Genomic DNA, 20,413 nt, shown 5'->3' on the forward strand with positions numbered 1-20,413 from the left:
GCCCCGCACCCGCCGGACCACGATCGCCACAGACCCTGTTCGATTAGTTCGTTTTTGGCCTCGGCCGATTTTGCGGGGCATCGGAGCGGCTGCCCGGAGCGCCCGTCAGCGGCCAACGTCGTGCCCATACGGGCCATGTCCGAACCATGTTGCGCAAGGCGCCCTGCGGCGAGTGTCAGGGGCCGCCGGCCGCACCCTCGAACACCATCGCGAGGTGATCGGCGACGATGTCGAGGATCTCGCGCCGGTCCTCGTCGTCGATCCCGAGGAAGGGCCGCGCCGGCACCGTGACCGAGGCCGCGTGGATGACCCGCGTGCCGAGCTGGAACACCAGTGCCGCGGCGCTCTTCGGCTTGATCGTCGCGCCGAACTGGTGGACCCGCGCATGCAGCCGGTTGGTGCCGACATGCAACGCCCCGCCGATGATCTGCCAGACGATGTTTTCGTGCAGATCACCGCTTTCCCTCAGGATGCCGCGGCCCTTCTTGGTCGCCGCATAGAGCGGGTTGAGCGGCGCCCATTTGACGCCGCCCGGGCCGGCCTCGGCGTCGAACCGGTCCTGGACCGCGTCGCGCAGATACTCGCCGATGTTCTGGAGGACGTCGTTCGGATCGAGACCGGCGTCGGCAACCCGGGCAAGGCCGGCGATCACCGCCGCGTCGTCGACTTTCAGGGTTACGCCGGTCATCGCCTGCTTCCACTCCTCATGCGCGTCTTGTCGCCGTGAGGCGATCGCCCTATGTTCGTCCTCGTCGCAGCCAGCGCGCCTCCGCCGGCTTGGAAAGAGGCTGCGACACGGCGAGCCCAGGCGGATGGGCTCGCCGTGCTGTGCCGGTCACGTCCGGCGACGGTAGAGCAGCGCGCCCGACCGGCCGAGCAGCGAGCGGCTCGCGGTCGCATCGTAGCCCGTCACCCCCGACCAGCCGAGCTTGCCCCAGCGGAACAACGCGAACAGCGATCGGCCGCGCGGCAGCTCGTAGAATTTCAGATAGGTGCGGGTCAGCGCCACCTGGTCCCCGAACAACGCCCAGTCCGCCCAGATCTCGTCCGGCTCCTGGACGGCCTGCGCGAGCAGCCGCATGTAGCGGCCGCGCCCCTGCTTGTCGACCTTGAGGGCGAACACCTCGCCGGTCGGGCCGCGCTGCTCGAACAGGCTGCGGTCGATCGTGACGATACCGCCCGCCGGATCGCGCCACAGCGCCGGCCGGTCGAGGTCCGCACCGAAGGCCCCGAGGAAAGCCGTCGCATAATCCTCCTCCGGCAGGCCCTCGGGCAGCAGCAGGCCCGGATCGACCGGCGTGCGGGGCGGCGGCGGCGGCAGGTCCGGGCGCGGATCGGCCCGCTCGAAGCCCTCCGGCGACGGCAGCGGCGGCAGGGGCGTGGCCAGCTCCGGCGGCACCAGCCCGTGCAGCCGCTCATGGCCGACGTTGTACTCCCAACCCCGGTCGATGCCCGGCCAGCGTTCCTCCGGCTGGCCGGTGCGCGAATCGGGCCGGGTCTCCGGTTTCAGCCAGTCCGGATGCGGGTCCGGCCCGCTCTTGCCGAGCCTCTTGAGCTCCCGCTGCGACAGCGCCCGCACGTCGCATGAACAGCCCCAGCCGTTCGGCGGAAAGATCACCTTCCAGATCGGGTCGTCAGCGGCGAACACCTTGCCGTCGAGGGCGACGTGCAGCGGCCGGGGAAAGCGGCTGTCGCCGTGGCGGTACTGCCAGAACGGCCGATAGCGCAGCACGGCCGGCGAGGTCATCTGTTGGTAGCGCCCGGCCATGTAGCTCGTGCGCATGTTGGTCCGGTAGATGATCCGCGCCCGCCAGGCGCGCCGCGCCTCTTCGGTCTTGCCCCGGGCGTAGAATTTCCAGCCTGTGCGATCGACAATCTCGTCGAAGGTCTTGCGGAACGCCTCGTAGCCGGTGCCCGCGGTCCGCGCCCTGTCCATCGCCGCCCGGAAGTCCGCCAGCATGTCGTCGCGGGTGACCCCCGCCACCGAGAAGGCGCGTACCTGCGCCCCGTGCCGCAGGTCATCCCACTTGTTCGTGGGCAGGTTGACCTTGGCCCGAAAGAAGTCGATCGCCTCCTGGAACGGCAGGCCGACCCCATCAATGGCCCCCTCAACGGCCATCTGCTGCCTCCGTCATCACCTCGTCGCGGCCGGCAAGATCCGCGACGGTGAAGGCCTGCTCGATCACGCTGGCAAAGTCGCCCGGATCGAGGCTGCCGCTGAGTGCCGCCAGCCGCAGCGACAGGTCGTCATAGTCGCGCGCCTCGGCGAAGGCCGCGCCGATCGCCGCCAGCATCGCGTCGATCGCCGGCGCCGCCAGCGCCTCGGCCTGGTCGACGAGGTGCCCGACCGGATCATCGCCCGGCTCGCCAGTGCCCGCCGCAGCCCCCGAAGCCGTTGCGAACGCCGCCGCCTCGGCCGGCCCCGGCGGCGGGGCGCCTGTCCCTTCGCCCGTAGCGTCTTCGTCTTCCTCCTCGCCCGGCGCCGGCGCGGCCACGCTCGCCTCCCGCGCCCCGCGCACGTCGATCCAGTCGCCGCCATAGGTCTCGTTGACATACTCCACGTCGCCGGCCGGTAGCCCATGTCCACCAGTGCCTCGTCGCGCTTGACCTTCTCGTTGAGATCCTCGGCTTCGGCGAAATCCCGCCAGACCTCCGGAAGGCCCGCGCCCGGCCAGTTGAGCTCGACGATCCACGCCACCAGGCTTTCCTTGAGCGTCGCCGAGATCTCGTCGGCATCCGCCTTGGCGATCGCCACGCGCACGTCGTTGTGCACCTCGCCGAGCGAGCGCGCGCCGCGTGTCCCCGAATTGGTCGACAGGGTCTCGCCGAGCACGGCCTCGCTCATCAGCTCGTCGAGATAGCGCGCCATCGTCTCCAGCAGATCGCCCCCGCCGCCGCGTGCCGCCTCCAGCAGCGCCACCTCGACCGACGCCGGCACCGCGATCCCGGCGTCGACCGCACACGTCCGGATCACCTGCAGCAGCTGCGCCTGGCGCGTCTCGTCATATTCGCCCTGGTAGGTGGCCATGACGGTCGGGGAGGCAAAGCGCTCGCCCGCGCGCAGCCAATGCGCCAAGACGTTCCTTTTGAACCACGCCGGCCAGAATAGCACCTCGCCGAGTCCGACGCCGTAGGGATCGTCGTCGTCATCTTCCAGCGACCAGCGGTGGACGATGAACTTGCGCGGCGGCAGCTTGATGCCGTCGATCTGGTCCTCGCGGGTGATCAGCCGCGGCGCGCCCTCGATGTCGAAGCGGAACCGCCGCTGCCGGCGCACCTTGATCCGCGCCGCCGTCCAGATGCCGTCCCGCAGCTCCCACATCACCTCGGCGATGGCAAAACCCTTCAGCACCGCGCCCATCAGGCCGCGGGTGAGCCGATCAAAATTGAGCCCCTTCAGCTGCGCCTCGACGCCGGCCGCCGCCTTTTTGTCGAGCCGGCTGTCGGAGGCCGGCGTCACCTGCCATTCGCGGCCAACCACCTCCATGGTCCGCTTCTGCAGCACGGCATGGGCATGCGGGTCGCGGCGGATCTCGTCGTAGATCGCCACGCCCCTGCCGCCGGCCTTGGTGCGCACCACCTCGCCGCTCGGCTGCAGCGTCTTGGTGTAGAGCGGCAGCAGCGGGTCGCGCGCGATCGCGGCGATCTCTTCCTTCACCGGCGTTTTCGCATGGTCACATCCTCAGGTAATCGGAAAGGTCGGCGCGCGGGCCGGCGTCGCTGTCGCCGAGATAGCCGTCCTGCAGCCCTGCGCTCGGCCGCTGTCCGCCGATCGAATCGAGGCGGACGGTTGCGCCGGCCGTCTCGCCGGCATGGACCGCCAGCGCCAGCGCCCAGAAGCGGTCGGCGTGGCCGTCCGGCGTGCGTTCGGCGGTAAAGCGCACGTTGCCGGCGGCGGTCACCTGTTTGGTGACCGAGCGCAGATCGGCGCGCACGTGCTTGTCATAGGGAATGCGCAGGGTGCGGCTTTCCATCGCCGACCGCACCGGATAGGCCAGCGCCTCCTTGACGCGGCTGGTGAAGGTGACCCCCTCGACCTTGTAGATGCCGAAGGCCTTCTGCGCGTCGTCGGTCCAGCCGATGCCGAGGCCGGTGGCGTCGATGCAGACCCGGGCGCAGCGCTCGATCCATGGCCACAGGATCTTCTCCTGGTCCGGCTTCGACATGTTCTGAAGGCATTCGATATGGCGGGTGTAGAGCACGTCGCCGAGCCGCTCGACCACCCAGAGGACCGTCAAATCCCGCTTGCGGCCGATGTCGAGGCCGGCATAGAGCCGCCGGCCTTCGCAGGCCCGCCAGTCCGTGCCGGCCGGGTATTCTGCAGAGGCGATCAGGTCATATTCGAGGAAAGCCGCGTCGTCGTCGGCCGGCTCGCACATGTATTCCTGCTGGAACGACTCCTCGTCGGCACAGCCGGACTTCACCCAGTCGTAATACTCCGCCTCGCTCATCGCCTGCTGCTCTGCGTCGGCCGGCAGCGACTGCTGCAGCTTCCACAGGAACCCGTCGTCGAGCGCGTTCTGGAGCGTCACCCGGTGCAGGCTGATCTTCTTCGGATTGCCGTTCTCCCGCGCCTCGCGGATCAGGCCGTTGAAGAAATTGTGGCTGCCGCGATGGGTGCTGATCACCTCCATCGATCCGCCCCAGGTGATGCCCGGATAAGCGATCGACCAGAGCTTGCGCGGATCGGGATGCAGGGCAAACTCGTCGAGCACCCGGCCGCCGCGCTTGCCGGCCTGGGCATCGGGATTGGACGACATGGAATTGATGCGCCGGTCGTTGGCAAAGCGCAGCACATAGGCGCTGTGCTTTTCGGTCGGGTCGATCATCACGTCGCCGAGATCCTGCGCCGCAAGATTGGCGATGCCCGCCCAGAGCTTGCAGTCCTCCAGGAACAGCCGCGCCTGGATGTCGTCGCGGGACGAGACCCACTGGTCGAAGCGTGCGGCCACCAGCGCCGTCCGCGACACCGTGGCATAGGCCGTCGACCAGGACAGGCCGATCTGCCGGCCCTTCTCCATCAGCTTGAGGCGCGACTGGTCCGTGATCCAGCGCGACTGATAGGGCAGGAAGATCGCCTTCGGGTTGTCGGGGATGATCCGGGCATTGCCCATCAGGTCACCCCGAGCATCCGGTTGATCTCGTCCATGGTTTCTTGGCTGACGCCGGCCTTGCGCAGCACGCTGGCGGCCGTCGCTGCAGCTTCCTTCTTTGCCTTGGCCGTGGCCCGCGCCTCGATCTTCTCGATCCGGTCGATGTCGAGCTTGGACGCCGACACCAGGTTTTTGATCGCCGACGACAGATCGCGCGCCTCGTCCGGCGCGAAGGTCACCTTTTCCCCGTCTTCGGCTTCGAACAGCCCCATGATCGACGAGTGCAGGAACGAGATGTTGACGCGGGTCAGCTTGTCGTCGCCGCCGTCCTTGTCGATCCTGTCCATGATCGCCTCGGCCGCCGCTCGGCTGTCGGCCAGGCGGGCGCGCATCTTGTCGAAGCGCTTGAGGTGCTCGCCGAGGCCGGTCCGCGAGACTTCCTCCGGCGCGACGCCGAGCGTGCGCAGGTGGCCGAGGATCTCGTCGATCGTGTGCCCGTCGCGGCGCAACGTCCCGATCGCCTCGCGGATCTCGGCCGGCAATCTGTCGATCTTGGTCGGCCGCGCCATGGCTCAGATCTCCGGATATTCGATGCCGGGGACCGGGTCGACGTGACGGTCGAGAAACATCCGCCCGCGGCGGGTGATGGCGAGGGTCCGCACCTTGCCGAGATAGTAGTCGACCGAGGCAAGGCCGGCCGCGGCCAGCATGTCGGCATCCCCCGTCAGCGCCTCGTCGGTCTGCGCGCGCCCCCGGAATCCCAGCAGGTGCAGGGCGCGCCGCAGCACGCTCTCGTTCGCCGCCCCCTCGTTTTCCTTGAGGATGCGCAGGGTGGCCAGCCGGCGCGACTGGGTGATCTCGTCGACGTAGTCCATCGTCAGGGCTTCCGGCTGTAGAGATGATCTTCGAGGCGATTGAGCGAGTGGTTGATGCTCTGCAATTCGCGGTTCGTCGCCGTGGCGGTCGCGCTGATCTGCGAGACCTGGTCCCGGAGCGCCGAGATGTCCTCGGAGGTCGGCAAGTGCTTGATCTCGGTCTCGATCCGCAGCGTGCGCGAGGCGAGCTCGTGCTGGCCGGCGCGCACCCCGCTGAGGGACGCCTCCATCCGCTGTTCGAACTCGTGCTGGTGCAGCGCGCGCGCCGCCGCCTCGGCGGCGAGATCCGCCTTGCTGGCAAGGCCCATCCGGATCGCCCAGCCCGCCGCCCCCAGCAGGATGGTCGCGACGGCCGTGATGATCGGCCAGTACTCTTTCAGGGCTTCCAATCGTCTCTCCCGCGCTTCGGTGCCTCGTTCCATTCGGCGCAGCCGATGCAGCGCCGGGCCGACGGCAGGGCCTGCCGACGCATCGCCGGGATCTCCTCGCCGCAGTCGTCGCAGACCGCCGCCCCCGGGGCCGCGGCCTGCGCCATGAGCCGGGCCAGCGCCGCCGCCCGTTCGCCTTCCTCGCGCAGCTGCGCCTGATCCACGTCGTCCATCGGTCCCCGTCACGTTGCCGACGTCGTCATCGGTCTTCGCTGATCGCCACCACATGGGTTTCGATCACGCTGTAATCGGCCGTCTGGCCGGCGCCGGTCTCCGTCACCAGCGAGGCGGTCACGATGTAGTCGCCGGTCTCAAGGTCGCGGCGCGGATCGAGGCGGATCGCCGCCCCGATGCTGTGCGCCAGCGCGACCAGCGTCTCGAATTTCACGTGCGGCGCGACGGCTGCGGCGCCGCGATCACGTGGGTGACCTCGGTCTCCTGGTGGATCGGTGTCGCGCCGATCAGCGCCGCCAGCTTGGCCGCGGCGATCCGCTGCACGTCGGCGCTGTCGAGACCGAGCGCCTTCACCGTGTCTCCGGCACCCGGACCGCCGATCCAGCCTTCGGCGATGGAGAGGATGTTGGCCACATGATCCGGCTTCACGGTCCCGGGCGTCAGACCGAGCCGGATCAGGGCTTCGGCGACGCCGGTCGTGGCCGCCGAATGCAGGATCGATCGCCGCGAGTCCTTGAACTTCAGTCCGGTCCAGCGATAGAGCAGCGCCGGGATGACGATCGCGACCACCAGCTCATAGGCGAGGCCGCCGAGCTCGTGCAGGATCGGCGGCAGCGCCATCGCCGCCGGCGCCACGGCCACCCCGATCGGCGCCATCGCCTCCGGCCCGGGCAGCGTCGCGGCGGCGGCGGGGTCGGCGAACACAACGAGGCAGACGCACGTCGCACCCACCCCGCCGATCGTCAGAAGGGCGCCGACAGGGCCTTCGGGCGCGATCGCGAGGGCAGGCAGGAGCGCGCCCATCAGAGCTGCGCCAAGCAGCGGCGGCGCACCAGCCACCGCGAACAGGAGCCCGCCGAAGCAGAGGCCGGCAAGGAACAGCAGGGACAGAAGGGTAAGTCGGCGCATGCGATATCTCCGGAAGTTCGGGGTCAGAGGTAGAGGGCCGTCCAGGTCTGCGGGCCGACGATGCCGTCGACGGTGAGACGCTGGCCGCGCTGGAAGGTGCGGACGGCAAGATCCGTGGCCGGGCCGAAGTCGCCATCGACCGCGATCCGGAAGCCGGCCCAGCGCAGGCGCGCCTGCAATTCGGCAACGGCCTCTTCCTCCTTCGACCCACGCCGCAGAACGGGCCGGGAGCCATCGGCGGGCACCGCTGCGGCAAGCCGCTCCATCAGCGCGGCCTTCGCCTTGGCGAGATAGGCGCGCCGATCGGCGAGACCGTTGGTGCCGCCGTTGATGCGCTTGGTGATGGCAACGAGGTTGTCGGCGTCCGCGAGAGGCGAGAGGGTGTTTCGCTGCCAGTAGGCGATCGCGATCCGCAGCGAGATGACCGGATCGGCGGCGAGTTCCGGCTGGGCCAGAAGCGGCAGTCCCAGCAGCGCGCCATAGACGCCGTAGTTGTAGCGGCCGGTCAGCTGGATCAGCCCGCGCCCCTTGAACCGCTTGCCGTCCCCCGGCTCGGTATTGCCGAGATCCGCCCGGCCTTCATAGGCCGCGCCGGAGGCATACTCTTCCGTGGTCGAAAAGCCGTCGCTCTCATGGGCGATCTGCGCGATGAAATGTGCCGCCCGCAGATAGGTCAGCAGCCCGGCCGACAGCATCAGCGCGCCGGCATGCGCCTCGATGTCGCCGAGGATCCGCGCCTGGCTGGCGGACTTCCACCCCGTTCGCGCCGGGGCGACCTCCCGGATCGCGAACATGATGTGGTCAGGATGGATCGACACGGGCGCCCTCGGTTGTGAGGGCGCAGGATCGCGCGTACAGGCGCGGGTTTGCAGCCGTCACCAGCTGCAGGGGTCGGCGGGCTTCAATGCGGGTTCGAACGCCCGTCGAACGGGAACGCCATCTGCCGGTCGTCGGTCTCGGTCGGGGTCGCCGCGGTCGGCTTGCGGTGACGCCGACCGCAGGCCGGGCAGAAGTCCGGCTCGGCCGCGGCGGCACCGCCGTCCGAGGCAACGCCCTGCGGCGCGCCGCCGATCAGCCGCTTGACGGTGACCCGGGTCAGCTTCGTCTCGCGCCGGATCTGGCTCATCGACTTGCCTTCGGCCCAGAGCCGGCGCACCTCGACCGCGTTGGAGAAATTCCGGGCGTTGGGGATCGTCACCGTGTTGCGCGCGTGCTTTGCCGCCACCAGCCGCGCCACCTTGACCCCGAGCGCTTTCGCCATCCAGTGGTCCCGGTCGATGCTGTCGGGATCGGGGATATACCGCTCGGCGCCGCCGTGGGTGGCGCCGAAGGCCAGCGCCAGCTGCACGCCGCCCACGGCCGCGATGTCAGCGAGAATGCCCGGCAGCGTCTCGCCCGCCGGAAGCCAGGACGCGCTCATGCCTCACCTCCAGTCCGGTCCGGCCCGGGCAGGTCCGGCCCGAACAAGTCGGGTGCCGGCGACACGGTCCCTCTCCCTCGCGGGAGAGGGTGCCCGAAGGGCGGGTGAGGGGGCGCCGCGAACGACGCGCCGGCTTCTGCCCCCCTTCGAACTTGTCCGCCTCGTCCCCCCACACCTCGAACCCCGGCCACGGCTCACGGCCGAACAGCTCGCAGCCGAACGCCTGCGGCCGCAGCCGCTCCAGCATGGCCCGCATCGCCGGCGGCTTCCGGCTGTGCTCGCGGCGCACGCCCTCCAGATGCGAGGGGATTTCCTCCAGCGCCTCGGTCAGGATCACGCCGCGCTCGGATCGCGAGACGATCTTCGGCGCGCCGATCGCGCCCACCAGAAACGGTTCGGACGCCGACCGCAGCACATAGCCTGTGCCAAAGCAGGTCTTGCCGGCCGCCGTCGTCTTGTGCCAGCTCCCGCCCGTGACATAGCGAAAGCCCCAAGCCTTCACCGTTTCGATCGCCATCGGCAGATGCGGCCAGGTCGACCACATCACCAGCAGACAATCCCCGCCGGCCAACTGGCCGACCGGCAGCGCTTGATCTCCTCGATCGGCATCGTCTCGTAATGCGCCTCGGGGCTCTTCTCGAAGCCTTCCTCGGAATACATCTCGTAGGCCCACGGCGGGTCCGCGAGGATGAGCCCATATTTGAGCGGGGTCAGCGCCCCGAACGGCCAGTGCGTCAGCATCCGCCGCCTCCCGTCCGCCGCGCCTTGCGCGCCCGTCGCCGCTTGGTCCGCACCACGGTCACCACCGTGCCGCCCTCGATCACGAGGCGCACCCCGTCGAGCGTCGTCGAGATCGCGCCGAGCTCCACAGCCGTCATCGCCCGCCCGGCCAGGTGCATCCGCACCGCCTCGACATCCAGCCCAGCCACCCGCTCCAGCCAGCGCAAGACTGCATGATCGGCGACGATCGGCAGACGCGCGCTCATTCGGACTGCTCCCCGTAGCGGTCGGCCACCACGGCGCCGAGCACCTCGTCGACGAGATCCTCCCGCCACCAGCCGGCCAGTCGTGCGTGATGGAGACCCGCCAGCGCCGCGCGCGGCACCGGGTAGCCGAGACAGCGGCCGAGGCCGCTCCGATGCGCCTCCGGATAGGCCGTCATGAGCGCCTCCAGCGCCACATGCCGGGCTCTTGAGCGCCCCCCCCCCGACCATGGCAAGGGGGGTCTTCGGCCAGCAGGCGCGCCGCCGTGACGGCCGCCAGGGCAATGTGATCGGCATCCGGGAACGTCTTCACGAGGGTATAAGCAGCCATCACGAGACCATCCTTTCCGGCGGATAGAGCTCATCCCACAGCGCGTCGGTCTTCTTGCGCAGCCGCTTCGCCTTCGCGTCCGCGGCCTTGTAGGCGCGTTCCAGCTTTTCGCTTTCGGCCAGCAACTTCGACGTCAGCCGGACGCGGTGATCGGGAGACGACATGCTCTTGAGCCAGGCATCCCGCGGTGCCCACACGGCCCGCTCTGCGGCATGACTCCGGGCGATCGCCACGTCATACCGGGCCTCAAGGATCTCGCGGGAGAGGGAGCCATGGCGGGCATGCAGCGCGAAGCCGAAGCCTGACATCTGGCGATCAAGGCGATCCAGCAGCGCGAGCAGCTCGTCGCGATCGAGATCCGCCCAGGGCTTGGGAGCGTCAGTCATGGCCGCTCCCGATCAGCTTCGGCGCGGCCGGCATCGCCGGGCGCCCCTCCGCATCCACGCCGTGGTGCAGGCCGACATCGCCGCCGGCGTGCCATCCGGCGCTGCGGGCGTCGTGATAGCGCCGGCTGATCTCGCGCGGCGCCACCTCCTTCGTGCGGGGGTGCGCCTTTGCGAGTGCGTCATGGGCAAGGGCCAGGGCGCTCGTTCATCGTCGCCGCGAACATGTCGAGGAGGCGATATCGGAGGCGGATGACCATCGCGACGGTGAACTCGGCGACCGCCTGGGCGCGGGTCTTCGGCGAACGTCTGCGGCGGTAGACCTGGCTCTCCCGAAAATCGCGGATTGCCCGGTCGATCGCCCGGTCGAGCAGCGTGAACAGGTAGACGGCGATCTCCGGCCCGGGCGCACGCCCGTAGAAGATACGCCGGTTGCCGTCGCGGCCGGCCGAGATGACCGACGCGCAGTTGGTGACATGCGCGACCACAGGCCACAGCCGGTCCCGCGCCGCCTTGCCCTGGGACTTGCAGGCCACGTCCTCGCGGCCGATCTCGACGTCGTTGTCGTCGAGGCCGTACTCCTCCATCAGCCGGGCAACGGCCTGGGCGGCCTCGATCGCCTCAGCCTCGGTGCAGCCGCGCTTGGTGGTGCGTTCGCGCAGTTTCCGGGTGCGCTCGATGATGCGTGTGCGACGGTCACTCATCTGGCCACCCTCCGCATCTTGCGGACGCGGCGGCCAAGCGTGGCAATCCTCGCGTCGAGATCATCGGTGTCGGGCAGGCCGCCATGGGTGCCGAGCAGGCGCAGCTGCGCCGCAATCACCGCGCGCTTGCTCGCCTCCGCGCTCTTGTCGCTCTTCGGCCACTCGACGCCGGCCTCGCGCGCCATCATGGCCTTGAGGGCCTGGATGACCGCCGTGGCATCGTGCTGGTCGCGCACCCAGGTGACGTGGTCGATCTTCGTCTGTCGCTTCACGAAAGCCGTCAGGGCCTCGTCGGTGCGATCGTCGACGACGCCGAGCCAGTAGGCCGAGATCCACAGGGCGCGGCAGACCGGCACATACGGCCCGTCCAGCAGCCGCCGCGGGCCGCTGTTCAGCTGGTCGAGCACCCGCTTGGCCTCGGCCGGGGTCAGATCCCTGGTCGACCGCGTCCGCCCGCCGGTGATCTGGCCGATGAGATCATGCCGCCCGTCCTCGTCGAGGCCGGCCGTGCGCGCGGCAGCGTGGATGGCGCGGAGCATCACGGGCGCGGTCATGACGACACCTCGCCGGCCGCAGGCGCCCGAAGCGGCGGCAGCCGGTCGCCAAGCTCCCGCGCCAGGCGGAGCTGATGCCGCAGCTCCTCCGTTTCTTCCTCGGTCGCCTCCGGCCGACGCGACGCGACAACCGCGGCGACAAGCGCCTCCAGCCGAGCGGCCAGTTCCCAACTTGCCGCGAGCAGCGCGGCCGTCGCATAGACGGTCCTGTTGTCTCCAAGCGCGCCGGAGCTCACACTGGCGATCACCGCGCCGTGCCAGTTCCTGACCTCCACATAGTCGGCGGCATAAGGACCCGGATGGGGCGTGGCGCCTGCCATCAGCGCCTGGCGGATTTCAGATGCTGCTTTCGCCTTACGCGCTAGGGCGCGGGTGTCCACTGCGGTCATGACGACACCTCGCCCGGCATCGGAGGCACCGAGACCGGCAGCTTCGGCCGGCCATGATCACCGAGGAGAACTTCCCCAGGCACAGCAGCCAGAACCGCGTGTTCAAGATGGCCCGCAGCAACGTTCCCGCCCTCATCCGCGATGAACTGATACTCGCCGTCGAGGTCAGACTCGTAGCTCACGCGGATTGCGTTCCATGCAACCGCAAGCGCGATCGCCGCGCTGCCGATCGCCGTCTGCTGCATCGGCGTCAGCGAACTCCACACCGCCGCCTCGTCGATGCGCTCAACGCTGGAACCATTTAAGTCCGTCATCGTCGTCGCCCTCCATCGTCCTGGTCACGGGTGCCGGCGGTTCCGGCGTGTGCGTCTCGGCCAGCAGCAGCGCCGTGGTCAGCTCCCGGGCGCGCCGGATCAGGGTCCGGTGGCGCAGGTAGCGGCGCTGGTGGCGGCCGGTCCTTCGGTCGAGCAGAGCCCGGCGCGCGGCGGCGATGTCGTCGCCCGCGCCGGGCTCGCTCATGTCAGCGGCCCTCGGCGGCTTCGGCGGCGAGGATCTTCAGGCGCTCGCGGACACCGCGCGCAAGCCGCACCGCTGCCACGCCGGCCGAATGCTCGTCGCATGCCCGGCCACGCTGCGGGCGATCAGCCGGCCGTCGCCTTCCGCGTCGGCGAAGGGGCGCAGCGCATCGCGCAGCAGCGGCTCCGGGCCATAGCCGAGGAACACCGTCCCCTCCGGCTGGTCGACGTCGAAGCGGATGACGCCAGACGGGTCCACATGAGCGATCACGTCGCGTTCTATCTCCGGCTCCGCATCCACGACCTCGACAATCAGGTCCGGAAAGCGCAGCCGCAGCGTCCCGAAGTCGAGCGCGCGGGCGACCAGGCAATCGTTCAGGTGGTCTTCGATCCGCTTGGCTTCGGCGCGCGAGCGGCAGCCGATCGTGAGCGACACGACGTTGTCGGCCGGCCGGCCGAGATCCACGGCGGTGATATGCGGGCTGGTCATGACGGTTCCTTTCAGGCGGCGGCGAGATCGATGGGCAGATGGTTCCACGCCGCGTCGGGGCTCTGGCGGACGTGGAAGTTGAGGTAGGCCTTGGTGCCGACGACGCGGATCGAGTCGCGCACCGCGTCCATCGCCCGCTGCCAGCGCGGGTCGTCGATGTCGGAGCGGAGCAGCATGAAGATCTCGGACCGGTTGATCCGGCCCTCGCGGTCGACCTGGAAGGCCTTGGTCACCAGCGAGCGCAGTTCGGCGCCGCTGTCGGCCGACCATTCCATCAGGCACTCGTCGACGATCTTCTTGGCGGCCTGCAGCTCCGGCCCGAACTCCAGCAGGTCGGCCTGCTTGAGCGAGACCTTGAGGCAGCCGTCAAAGGTCGTGAAGGTGACGTTGCCTTTAGCGCCGCCGGTCTCGACGCCGTAGTCCTGCAGGATCAGCGCCTGCAGGCTGCCGATGTCGGCGAACGTATGCCCCTTGAAGCGGGCGACCTGGGCGTTGAGATCGGTGGCATAGGCGATCACCTTGCGCACCATCTCGTCGATCAGCAGATCCATCGGCCGTATCGTCTCGACCGGGACCAGATTGCCCTTGGCATTCTCCATGTACGCCTTGCCGCCGATCTCGACGGCGCCGGGCGGCAGGGCTTTCTCAGTCACATCAGTGTCCATGGGTCTGATCCTTCTGGGTGTAGGTCTGGTGGTCGCGCAACGCCTTCTGCAGGCGCGCGAATTTCTCGGAGAAAGCCCTCCGCTTCTCGGTGTCGCCGGGCCATTGCGACACCTCCTCGAAGGCGACCGTCAGCGCCCAGGCGGCGTCGATCGCTTTGGTCGCGGCGGGAGGCGTCACCTCGACGCGCGTCTCGACCTCGACGCGCCGCTCGATGACCTGAGGCGCGGCCGCCGTCCCGAAGCCGGCCGAGACCAGCCGCTCGGCGATCCCTGCGGCGAGCGTGTCGAAGGCGCGGGCTTCCTCCTGCTCGCTGCGCTCGGCCAGCAGGTCGGAAATCCTCTCCAGCGTCCCGGCGATGACGGGATCGGCCAGCATCTGCCGCTCGATCTGCGCGATCCCCCAGATGACGGTCGTGTGGTCGCGCTCGAACGTCCGGCCGATCTGCGGCAGGCTGGCCCTCGTCATGTGCCGGGCGAGATACATCGCGATCTGCCGGGCACGGACCACGGGGCGCGCCCGGCGGGCCGACCGCATCTCGCGGACGGGGATTCCGGTGACGGCCGCAACGGCCCGCTGGATGTCGGCGATCGTCGTCATGCCGCCCCCTCGCGCTCGGTCGTCAGCGCGCTGTGCTGGCATCCGCCCCGGCAGGCGCGCCACAGCCGGGCGCGCATCGGGTTCGCGGTCGAAAACGGCAGGCGCTGGTTCGTCTCGCACTGCGCGCCGGAGATCTCGCAGCCGGTCGCCGGGCAGCGCAGGGCGCCGCGCATGTAGATCGCCCGCACCTTCGCCTCGACGGCATCAGTGGACGCCTTGTACTTGCCGCGCAGGATCTCGTGGACGACGCTGTGCGAGTAGCCGAGCTGTGTCGCCACCTCGCGCGTCGCCTTCGTGTTGCCGCCGGCCTGGTCCACCCGCGTCGCCAGTTCGGCGATCCAGTCGGGCAGCGCGCCGCCGTGGATCTGCCGGGCAATCCCCAGAACGGTCATGCCGCCCCCCTTGCCGGAGACCGGCGCGCGAGATCGGCGCATGGTCCGTCCCGGTGTTGGCGTCATGCACCTCGCCGCGCCGCCGCACCGAGGGCGCCTTCGGGCCGGTGTCGCCGGTCAGCAGCCAGCGGCCGTGGCCGTTGGACGTCGGGGCAAACCCCGGCTCGCGGCGGAGCGGTGTCAAGAGGCCGACCCGGGCCAGCGCCTGGATGTAGCGGGAGGCGGCATCGCGATTGACGCCGGCGAGCTCCGTGATGTCGCCGACCGTGAACTTGCGCTTGATGCGCATGGCCGACCACATCCGGTCGCGGCCCGTGCGCCGCTTCGGCCGCTGCAGCGCGCCGGTCCGCGGCCCGGTCGGGCCAGACACCAGCACCTCGCCGGACTCCAGCCCTTGGCGGCCGACGTCCGACAGGGCAAAGCAGCCGATCTCGCGGCGCACGATCCATGACCGCACCACCAGCCGGCCGGTGAAGACGGCCACGTCGCGCCGGTCGATCCCGGTCGCCTCGGCGATTTCGGCCGTGGTCAGGCAGCCACCGCCGGCCAGCGCGCGGGCGATCTCCATCTGCCGCGTGGCTTCGCCGCTCATAGCGCCCTCACCACGATCGGGTTGCCGGTGGCGCGGTCAGTCAGCAGCACCTGGCCGTCGAGGTCGGCCACCGTCACCGCCCGGTCCATGCGCTTGCCGGCGGTCTCGATCGAGCGGATGCCCTCCAGCGTCTCGCGCGGAAATCCCTTGGCGGCGCCGTGCAGCAGGGCCAGCAGGTCCGGCGCCACCTCGCATTCGCAGCGCGTCCGCACGATCTTGGCGGTGTCGGCCTCGGCCATCGGCTTGAAGGTCACATGGGCGGAGACGCGGCTGCGGATCTGCGGCACCCGGTCAAGGCTCGACCAGAGGCGCGCCATGCCGATCATCACCAGCGGCACTTCCACCAGCTCCGAAAGGTCGCGCAGGCTTTCCAGAAGCTTGGTCGACCGCGTCAGGTGGTCCACCTCGTCGACGATCACGGCATAGGTCCGGCCGTTGGCGCGGGCATAGTCCGCCCGGTCGGCCAGCGCCCGGGTGGCCTGCCCGTACATCCGTTCGAAGGACCGTTCGGGCACGATGTCGAGCACCGCCAGAAGGTCGCGCAGCATCCACTGCGGCGTCCATTCGGCCTTGGCCCGCACATAGGGCAGATCGTGCTGGGTCGCGTACCACATGGCCGTGGTGGTCTTGCCGTGGCCGGGCAGGCCGTCGACCACCATCAGCGTCTTTTCCGAGGCGGCGCGGGTCTCGACGCTGTCGATGCCTTCAAAGAAGGCGGTGGTGTTGGTCACCGTGACGAAGTCGTCTCTCATGATGATGCTGCCTCTTGCTTGATCTTGGTTCGGGCCTCGGCGACGAGCCGCGCGGGGTCGATCCCGTCGAGCGAAAGCCGGGTCCGGAAGGCGGGAGTGGACAGCCGCTCGACCACCCATCGGGCGTCGAACAGCGTCAGGCGGTCGAGGTGCGCGTGGATCCAGGTCGCCATCTCGACGTCGCTCGAAAACCGCGCCGGCCGGGCGTCCGGATCGACAGGGTGGCCGGAGTTGGCGGCGGGCGCGGGCGGCGTATTGGCCACCACGTCCAGCACCGGCGCCGGCCGCTCCACCCGGATCGGCTTGGCCGTCGAGGCGGCGATCTCCAGCATCGGCGTCGGCCGCTCGGCCTCCACCGCCGCCCGCCGGGCGTCCACCCGCTTGAGGCGGCCGTCGAGGCGCTTTTCATGAGCCTGGTCGAGCACGGCCGGGGGAAATAGGACACCGAATTGCCGTGCCAGTTGGCGGTGCAGATGAACCGCCCGTCGCGGGTCGACACCCACACCTTGGAGGCGTCGTGAATGTCGTAGGCGACCAGCACCTCGATCTCGTGGAAGTCTTCAAGGTCCATCGCGAAGTAGCGGTTCGTGAACAGCTGGATCTCGCCGCGCCGCACCTGCCGCGTCGTCTGCGGCCGGAAGGCCGCGTCGGCCTCCTCGAACTCCATGATGTCCGGTTCCCAGCCCTTCGCCCGGAAGTCGGCCCACACCTCGTCCGGCGACATGTGCCGGCGCTTGCCCGTGGCATCCGCGATCTTCGGCAGGCCGGAATGCGGGCGGGCGTTGTAGTCGGCGACGATCTCGCCGCACCAGACGAGAAAGTCGTCCCAGCTCTGCAGGAGATCGCTGCGCCCGGTCTCCTCGATGTCGGCCTTGATCGCCGTGTCGATCCTTTTCCGCGCCTCCGCGTCCATGTCGTGGCCGGCATAGGTCGGCGAAAACCGGCTTGCCTCGATCCAGACCTGGTGGAACCGCTCGATCGTGCCGCGCGCCTGCGAGCGGTAGGGCAGCGACGTTTCCTTGGTCACGTCGAACCGCGCCAGAAGCCCGGTCAACGCGTCGTCGAACACCGCATTGTTGAAGCCCTTGCCCCGGTCGACGTACCAGATGTCGGGAATGCCGGAGGTGGTGAAGGCGTGCCGCAGGGCGTCGATCGTGCCCCAGGTGGTCTCCGCCAGCGCCACCGACCAGCCGGTGATCCGCCGCGTCACGATGTCGATCGTCGAGGTGATTTCGGGGCGGAACGGCTTGCCGTGGATCGGATGCGCCACCGAGGCATGGTGCGTGTGGCCGTCCGTGGAATAGACCGCCGTCGGCCACAGCTGGGAAACGTCGCGGCGGACGAACGCCTTGATCTGCCGCAGCGCCCGCGGCCCCATCCGCCCCCGCATCCGCTCGATCGCCGGCAGCGCCTTGATCGCGTGCTGGATCGTCCGCAGCGGCGGCAGGGAAAGCTCCGGCCGCTGCTTTTCGATCTCGCGCACCGTCCGGGCAATGCTCGGCTTGGACGGGATCGCGTAAAAATCCATGAAGTCGGCCAGCCACGGCGGCGGCAGGGTCTGTTCGCGCGGGGAAGGCCGCGGCGCCACCGCCAGCGGGTTCCGGCCGGCCCCCTCATAGGCCTTGCACCACCGCCGCAGCGACGTGACCGACAGCCCGCGGGTCTCGCCGGCCCGCGCGTTGGCCTGTTCCGCCGCCCGCTGCGTGTCCGGCGCCAGTTTCCCGGCCTTCTCCGCCGCCACCAGCGCGGCGAACGCCGCCAGCATGCCGCCACCCATCCGCGCGATCCGCTCGGCCTCGTGGATCAGCGCAACCCGCGCCAGCATCGTCGTCCGCTGCCAGGTCTTCAGGTCCCGGTCGGTCAGGCGCTCCGGCGCCGGCAGCGCCGGGCGCCGGTTCGGCCGGCGCGGCGACAAGGCCGCGCAGCGCCGGGGTCGAAGGGGTGGCCAGCGCCCGGGCGCGCAGCGCCTCCTGCACCGGCCGGGGCAGGTCGCGACGGCGTAGAGGCGGGCGCGCGGACCGCCGCCGCCCGTATGCGGCCAGCTTTCGCGCGAAGCCCGCAACTCTGCAGCGCGCTTCGTAACCGACATTGCCTCGCGACGTCGCCGATCGTGACCCGGGCCATCAGCGTGCCCCGCCCATCAGTCGGCGCAGCTGCGCCTGCTTTTCCTTCAGCTCGCGCTGGGCGCGGCCGATCTCCGCGTCGCGGCCTTCGCGCTTCGTCATCACCACCGTGCCGCGATGCCGCGCCAGCAGCAGCTGCAGCACTTGCGAGGCGGTCGCCACCTCGAACGCCGGGGCGAACTCGAACGGAAACCGCCAGGCGGTCGCGCTCTTGGCGGTCCACTGGTTCAGCATGTCTTCCGAGACCGGCTTGCCGGTGAGATCGCTCATCCGCGCCGCGATTTCGGCGCGGCTCAGCGGGCAATCCTTGATCGCCTGCGACAGGGTCGCGCACAGCTCGGCCGCCAGATCGAGGCTGCCGTCCGCCGGCTCCTCCGGCTGCAGCGCCGCCTCATAGGCGTCGAACATGTCGCCCTGGCGTGATCCGCACCGTGATCCGGATGATGTCTTCGCGGGCCGCTTCATGGCCGTGTCCCTCGAGAGGTTCTTGTTGGTTGGTCAGTCCCGCCGCGGCACCCGTGCCGCGGCCAGGTCCCGTTCCTCGGCCTGTGCCGCCCGCAACCGCGCCCAGCACCCGGCCGCCACCACGACCGCGACCGCGACCGCTGGCAGGAACAGGACGATGGCGAGCAGCGTGGCGACCGTTCTCATGTCGCTCCCCGCAAAAAGGCGCCGGACACACTGGTGCGGGGGGCACCCGCGCGTCCGGCCAGTTGAGGGAGGAAACGCCCCGAAGGACGCACACGAACGCGGGTAGCCCCGCCGCCCCACCACTGTCGGAGGTGGCCCGTCCCTATGGCCGCCAGGTCGTGACCAAATGGCGCCCGAAAAGGTGTCACTGCCCGACCCTCCACAGCGTCACCGCCTCGCTGGCGATCGACGCCCAGCCGATCAGCGCGATTGCGAACAACAGCACAGCCAGCCCCGCCACGACGTCCTTCACCACCGCGCTCCGGTCGGCCCGCCAGGCCTCGGCCGCCATCCGACGCCGAGTGGAGTCCACCAGCCGGTGGCTCTCCGGCCGGGGCTTGATCCGCGCCGCCATCTCGGCCTGCCGGAGCGTGCTCCGCAGCCGGGCAACCCGCCGCTCCTCCGTCGTCCGCTCCTGAGGGCGGTACGGGGTCACCGCCGGCCGGCCACTTTCGTCGCCGCCGACTTGGGTGTAGAACGAATGCGGAACATCGTCCCGCGTCGGGTCGTGCGCCATGTCAGCACGCCTCCGGAAATTCGACATTGTGCGTCGGGGTGGATGGGGTAACGTGGCGGCGTCGGGCAGAAAGTGCCCGGATGCGTTGGCCATTGCTGTCGAAATGCTCGGAAAACAGCGCGGCCTGCGGCACGCCGATTTCCTGCGCCAGCCGGGCCTCGACCCGGTTGTTGGGACGGCCGAAAGCGGTGTTCGACACCGCCTGCAGCGTGACGCCGAGTTCCGCGGCAAGACCCGTGAAGGTCGTGCCGCGAAGCTCCAGTTGGAACTTGATCCAGGCCCGCCGTTCGGCGGGTTTTTCTGGGATCTGCGGGGTTAAGGTCTTGGTCTGCATGTCAACCATATCGGCCTATCCAAACGGATGTGTCAACACCGTTCGGATATTTCGCGCTTCGCCTTTGGTGTCTCCAAACCGCCAAATGGCTATCTGATTGATTGGATTGGATAACTGATATGTGCGAAACACGACCGAATGCGAAGATTACTTTCGCGCAGAAGGCCATTTGGCGATGACTTTCCGCGAACGCCTTCGTTCATGGCGCGAATCACAGGGCTGGACGCAAGGCGAGCTGGGCGACCGTTTGGAGGTGTCCGAGCAGACCATCGGCCGGTATGAGCGGGGAGAGCGTTCGCCGAAGGCGGAGGAGCTGCTCAAGCTCGCCGAGCTCGGCTGCGACCCGACATGGCTTGTGACCGGCCGGAATTCGGAAGCAACCATACGGGGCGAGCCAATCTCCCCCGCCTTTTCCTTTGTTCCGAGCTTTGAAGTGACCTTCTCGGCAGGCCGCGGCAATCCGCAGCCGGACGATCCTCATCGGGGCGGACTTCATGTCTCG

At 69.5% G+C, this 20,413-nt stretch carries 36 protein-coding genes; 1 reads left to right on the top strand and 35 read right to left on the bottom strand.

Annotated elements, in window-relative coordinates; translation table 11 throughout:
• Positions 1 to 175 precede the first annotated feature (175 nt).
• From A6302_RS06565 to A6302_RS06715, 35 genes are all read right to left on the bottom strand, one after another.
• Complete coding sequence (locus A6302_RS06565) at positions 176 to 688, bottom strand: phage virion morphogenesis protein (protein WP_069306374.1); 513 nt, start codon at positions 686 to 688, stop codon at positions 176 to 178.
• A 147-nt stretch (positions 689 to 835) separates the two neighbouring features.
• A complete protein-coding gene (locus A6302_RS06570) occupies positions 836 to 2,119 on the bottom strand; it encodes a PBECR2 nuclease fold domain-containing protein (protein ID WP_069306375.1) in 1,284 nt (427 codons plus the stop codon).
• A gap of 63 nt (positions 2,120 to 2,182) precedes the next feature.
• Positions 2,183 to 3,658: a DUF935 domain-containing protein gene (locus A6302_RS26095; RefSeq protein ID WP_245293952.1), complete on the bottom strand. Its 1,476-nt coding sequence runs from the start codon at positions 3,656 to 3,658 to the stop codon at positions 2,183 to 2,185.
• 16 nt (positions 3,659 to 3,674) lie between these two features.
• On the bottom strand, positions 3,675 to 5,114 hold the full coding sequence (locus A6302_RS06580) for a phage terminase large subunit family protein (protein ID WP_083255572.1): 1,440 nt from the start codon (positions 5,112 to 5,114) through the stop codon (positions 3,675 to 3,677).
• Complete coding sequence (locus A6302_RS06585) at positions 5,114 to 5,662, bottom strand: phage protein Gp27 family protein (protein WP_069306376.1); 549 nt, start codon at positions 5,660 to 5,662, stop codon at positions 5,114 to 5,116. Before A6302_RS06585 ends, A6302_RS06580 begins: the two co-directional genes overlap by 1 nt.
• A gap of 3 nt (positions 5,663 to 5,665) precedes the next feature.
• Positions 5,666 to 5,968 (bottom strand): hypothetical protein, encoded by a 303-nt coding sequence (locus tag A6302_RS06590; RefSeq protein ID WP_069306377.1) that lies wholly within the window; start codon positions 5,966 to 5,968, stop codon positions 5,666 to 5,668.
• Positions 5,969 to 5,970: 2 nt separating this feature from the next.
• On the bottom strand, positions 5,971 to 6,357 hold the full coding sequence (locus A6302_RS06595; protein WP_069306378.1) for a DUF2730 family protein: 387 nt from the start codon (positions 6,355 to 6,357) through the stop codon (positions 5,971 to 5,973).
• Positions 6,345 to 6,569, bottom strand: coding sequence for a TraR/DksA C4-type zinc finger protein (locus tag A6302_RS06600; protein WP_069306379.1), 225 nt, complete (start codon positions 6,567 to 6,569; stop codon positions 6,345 to 6,347). Before A6302_RS06600 ends, A6302_RS06595 begins: the two co-directional genes overlap by 13 nt.
• A gap of 26 nt (positions 6,570 to 6,595) precedes the next feature.
• Entirely contained in the window at positions 6,596 to 6,784 is a 189-nt protein-coding gene (locus tag A6302_RS06605; RefSeq protein ID WP_069306380.1) for a hypothetical protein, read from the bottom strand.
• Positions 6,781 to 7,479: a hypothetical protein gene (locus A6302_RS06610; protein ID WP_069306381.1), complete on the bottom strand. Its 699-nt coding sequence runs from the start codon at positions 7,477 to 7,479 to the stop codon at positions 6,781 to 6,783. Before A6302_RS06610 ends, A6302_RS06605 begins: the two co-directional genes overlap by 4 nt.
• Positions 7,480 to 7,502: 23 nt before the next feature.
• On the bottom strand, positions 7,503 to 8,297 hold the full coding sequence (locus A6302_RS06615; protein ID WP_210183277.1) for a peptidoglycan-binding protein: 795 nt from the start codon (positions 8,295 to 8,297) through the stop codon (positions 7,503 to 7,505).
• 83 nt (positions 8,298 to 8,380) lie between these two features.
• The gene (locus A6302_RS06620; protein WP_069306382.1) at positions 8,381 to 8,899 is read right to left on the bottom strand and encodes a hypothetical protein; all 519 of its coding nucleotides are present in this window, start codon (positions 8,897 to 8,899) and stop codon (positions 8,381 to 8,383) included.
• A complete protein-coding gene (locus tag A6302_RS06625) occupies positions 8,847 to 9,443 on the bottom strand; it encodes an MT-A70 family methyltransferase (protein ID WP_069306383.1) in 597 nt (198 codons plus the stop codon). Before A6302_RS06625 ends, A6302_RS06620 begins: the two co-directional genes overlap by 53 nt.
• Positions 9,443 to 9,640, bottom strand: coding sequence for a hypothetical protein (locus tag A6302_RS24240; RefSeq protein WP_069306384.1), 198 nt, complete (start codon positions 9,638 to 9,640; stop codon positions 9,443 to 9,445). The genes A6302_RS06625 and A6302_RS24240 overlap by 1 nt, the downstream gene beginning before the upstream one ends.
• Positions 9,634 to 9,885, bottom strand: coding sequence for a hypothetical protein (locus A6302_RS06635; protein WP_069306385.1), 252 nt, complete (start codon positions 9,883 to 9,885; stop codon positions 9,634 to 9,636). The genes A6302_RS24240 and A6302_RS06635 overlap by 7 nt, the downstream gene beginning before the upstream one ends.
• Positions 9,882 to 10,061, bottom strand: coding sequence for a hypothetical protein (locus A6302_RS06640; RefSeq protein WP_141703458.1), 180 nt, complete (start codon positions 10,059 to 10,061; stop codon positions 9,882 to 9,884). Before A6302_RS06640 ends, A6302_RS06635 begins: the two co-directional genes overlap by 4 nt.
• Before the next feature lie 151 nt (positions 10,062 to 10,212).
• Positions 10,213 to 10,599: a hypothetical protein gene (locus A6302_RS06645; protein ID WP_069306387.1), complete on the bottom strand. Its 387-nt coding sequence runs from the start codon at positions 10,597 to 10,599 to the stop codon at positions 10,213 to 10,215.
• Positions 10,592 to 10,744 carry a hypothetical protein gene (locus A6302_RS22785; RefSeq protein ID WP_169833517.1) on the bottom strand — a complete coding sequence of 51 codons (153 nt, stop codon included), beginning with the start codon at positions 10,742 to 10,744 and terminating at the stop codon, positions 10,592 to 10,594. The genes A6302_RS06645 and A6302_RS22785 overlap by 8 nt, the downstream gene beginning before the upstream one ends.
• Before the next feature lie 34 nt (positions 10,745 to 10,778).
• Positions 10,779 to 11,300, bottom strand: coding sequence for a DUF7168 domain-containing protein (locus tag A6302_RS06650; RefSeq protein ID WP_069306388.1), 522 nt, complete (start codon positions 11,298 to 11,300; stop codon positions 10,779 to 10,781).
• Positions 11,297 to 11,854, bottom strand: coding sequence for a regulatory protein GemA (locus tag A6302_RS06655; protein ID WP_069306389.1), 558 nt, complete (start codon positions 11,852 to 11,854; stop codon positions 11,297 to 11,299). The genes A6302_RS06650 and A6302_RS06655 overlap by 4 nt, the downstream gene beginning before the upstream one ends.
• Complete coding sequence (locus A6302_RS06660; protein ID WP_141703460.1) at positions 11,851 to 12,243, bottom strand: hypothetical protein; 393 nt, start codon at positions 12,241 to 12,243, stop codon at positions 11,851 to 11,853. Before A6302_RS06660 ends, A6302_RS06655 begins: the two co-directional genes overlap by 4 nt.
• Entirely contained in the window at positions 12,240 to 12,557 is a 318-nt protein-coding gene (locus A6302_RS06665; RefSeq protein ID WP_141703462.1) for a hypothetical protein, read from the bottom strand. Before A6302_RS06665 ends, A6302_RS06660 begins: the two co-directional genes overlap by 4 nt.
• The gene (locus A6302_RS06670; RefSeq protein ID WP_069306392.1) at positions 12,529 to 12,762 is read right to left on the bottom strand and encodes a hypothetical protein; all 234 of its coding nucleotides are present in this window, start codon (positions 12,760 to 12,762) and stop codon (positions 12,529 to 12,531) included. Before A6302_RS06670 ends, A6302_RS06665 begins: the two co-directional genes overlap by 29 nt.
• A gap of 36 nt (positions 12,763 to 12,798) precedes the next feature.
• Positions 12,799 to 13,224 carry a hypothetical protein gene (locus A6302_RS06675; protein WP_141703464.1) on the bottom strand — a complete coding sequence of 142 codons (426 nt, stop codon included), beginning with the start codon at positions 13,222 to 13,224 and terminating at the stop codon, positions 12,799 to 12,801.
• A 35-nt stretch (positions 13,225 to 13,259) separates the two neighbouring features.
• Positions 13,260 to 13,913 carry a DUF3164 family protein gene (locus A6302_RS06680; RefSeq protein WP_069306394.1) on the bottom strand — a complete coding sequence of 218 codons (654 nt, stop codon included), beginning with the start codon at positions 13,911 to 13,913 and terminating at the stop codon, positions 13,260 to 13,262.
• Positions 13,903 to 14,511 carry a helix-turn-helix domain-containing protein gene (locus A6302_RS06685; RefSeq protein WP_069306395.1) on the bottom strand — a complete coding sequence of 203 codons (609 nt, stop codon included), beginning with the start codon at positions 14,509 to 14,511 and terminating at the stop codon, positions 13,903 to 13,905. The genes A6302_RS06680 and A6302_RS06685 overlap by 11 nt, the downstream gene beginning before the upstream one ends.
• Positions 14,508 to 14,789 carry a transcriptional regulator gene (locus A6302_RS22790; RefSeq protein ID WP_169833518.1) on the bottom strand — a complete coding sequence of 94 codons (282 nt, stop codon included), beginning with the start codon at positions 14,787 to 14,789 and terminating at the stop codon, positions 14,508 to 14,510. Before A6302_RS22790 ends, A6302_RS06685 begins: the two co-directional genes overlap by 4 nt.
• A complete protein-coding gene (locus A6302_RS22020; RefSeq protein WP_141703466.1) occupies positions 14,716 to 15,495 on the bottom strand; it encodes a hypothetical protein in 780 nt (259 codons plus the stop codon). Before A6302_RS22020 ends, A6302_RS22790 begins: the two co-directional genes overlap by 74 nt.
• Positions 15,492 to 16,247 carry an AAA family ATPase gene (locus A6302_RS06695; protein ID WP_069306397.1) on the bottom strand — a complete coding sequence of 252 codons (756 nt, stop codon included), beginning with the start codon at positions 16,245 to 16,247 and terminating at the stop codon, positions 15,492 to 15,494. Before A6302_RS06695 ends, A6302_RS22020 begins: the two co-directional genes overlap by 4 nt.
• Positions 16,244 to 16,420: a hypothetical protein gene (locus A6302_RS22795; RefSeq protein ID WP_169833519.1), complete on the bottom strand. Its 177-nt coding sequence runs from the start codon at positions 16,418 to 16,420 to the stop codon at positions 16,244 to 16,246. The genes A6302_RS06695 and A6302_RS22795 overlap by 4 nt, the downstream gene beginning before the upstream one ends.
• A complete protein-coding gene (locus tag A6302_RS25225) occupies positions 16,384 to 18,162 on the bottom strand; it encodes a Mu transposase C-terminal domain-containing protein (RefSeq protein WP_069306398.1) in 1,779 nt (592 codons plus the stop codon). The genes A6302_RS22795 and A6302_RS25225 overlap by 37 nt, the downstream gene beginning before the upstream one ends.
• A 208-nt stretch (positions 18,163 to 18,370) precedes the next feature.
• Positions 18,371 to 18,778 carry a hypothetical protein gene (locus tag A6302_RS06705; protein ID WP_069306399.1) on the bottom strand — a complete coding sequence of 136 codons (408 nt, stop codon included), beginning with the start codon at positions 18,776 to 18,778 and terminating at the stop codon, positions 18,371 to 18,373.
• Positions 18,779 to 18,868: 90 nt separating this feature from the next.
• Positions 18,869 to 19,021 carry a hypothetical protein gene (locus tag A6302_RS22800; protein WP_169833520.1) on the bottom strand — a complete coding sequence of 51 codons (153 nt, stop codon included), beginning with the start codon at positions 19,019 to 19,021 and terminating at the stop codon, positions 18,869 to 18,871.
• Positions 19,022 to 19,205: 184 nt separating this feature from the next.
• Positions 19,206 to 19,577: a hypothetical protein gene (locus tag A6302_RS22025; protein ID WP_069306400.1), complete on the bottom strand. Its 372-nt coding sequence runs from the start codon at positions 19,575 to 19,577 to the stop codon at positions 19,206 to 19,208.
• Position 19,578: 1 nt separating this feature from the next.
• Positions 19,579 to 19,911, bottom strand: coding sequence for a helix-turn-helix domain-containing protein (locus A6302_RS06715; protein ID WP_169833521.1), 333 nt, complete (start codon positions 19,909 to 19,911; stop codon positions 19,579 to 19,581).
• 121 nt (positions 19,912 to 20,032) lie between these two features.
• Between A6302_RS06715 and A6302_RS21150 the strand changes: the two genes are divergently transcribed.
• On the top strand, positions 20,033 to 20,413 hold a 381-nt coding region (locus A6302_RS21150; RefSeq protein ID WP_141703468.1), incomplete at its 3' end, for a helix-turn-helix domain-containing protein.

The organism is Methylobrevis pamukkalensis (genome assembly GCF_001720135.1).
In the GTDB taxonomy this organism is placed as follows: domain Bacteria; phylum Pseudomonadota; class Alphaproteobacteria; order Rhizobiales; family Pleomorphomonadaceae; genus Methylobrevis; species Methylobrevis pamukkalensis.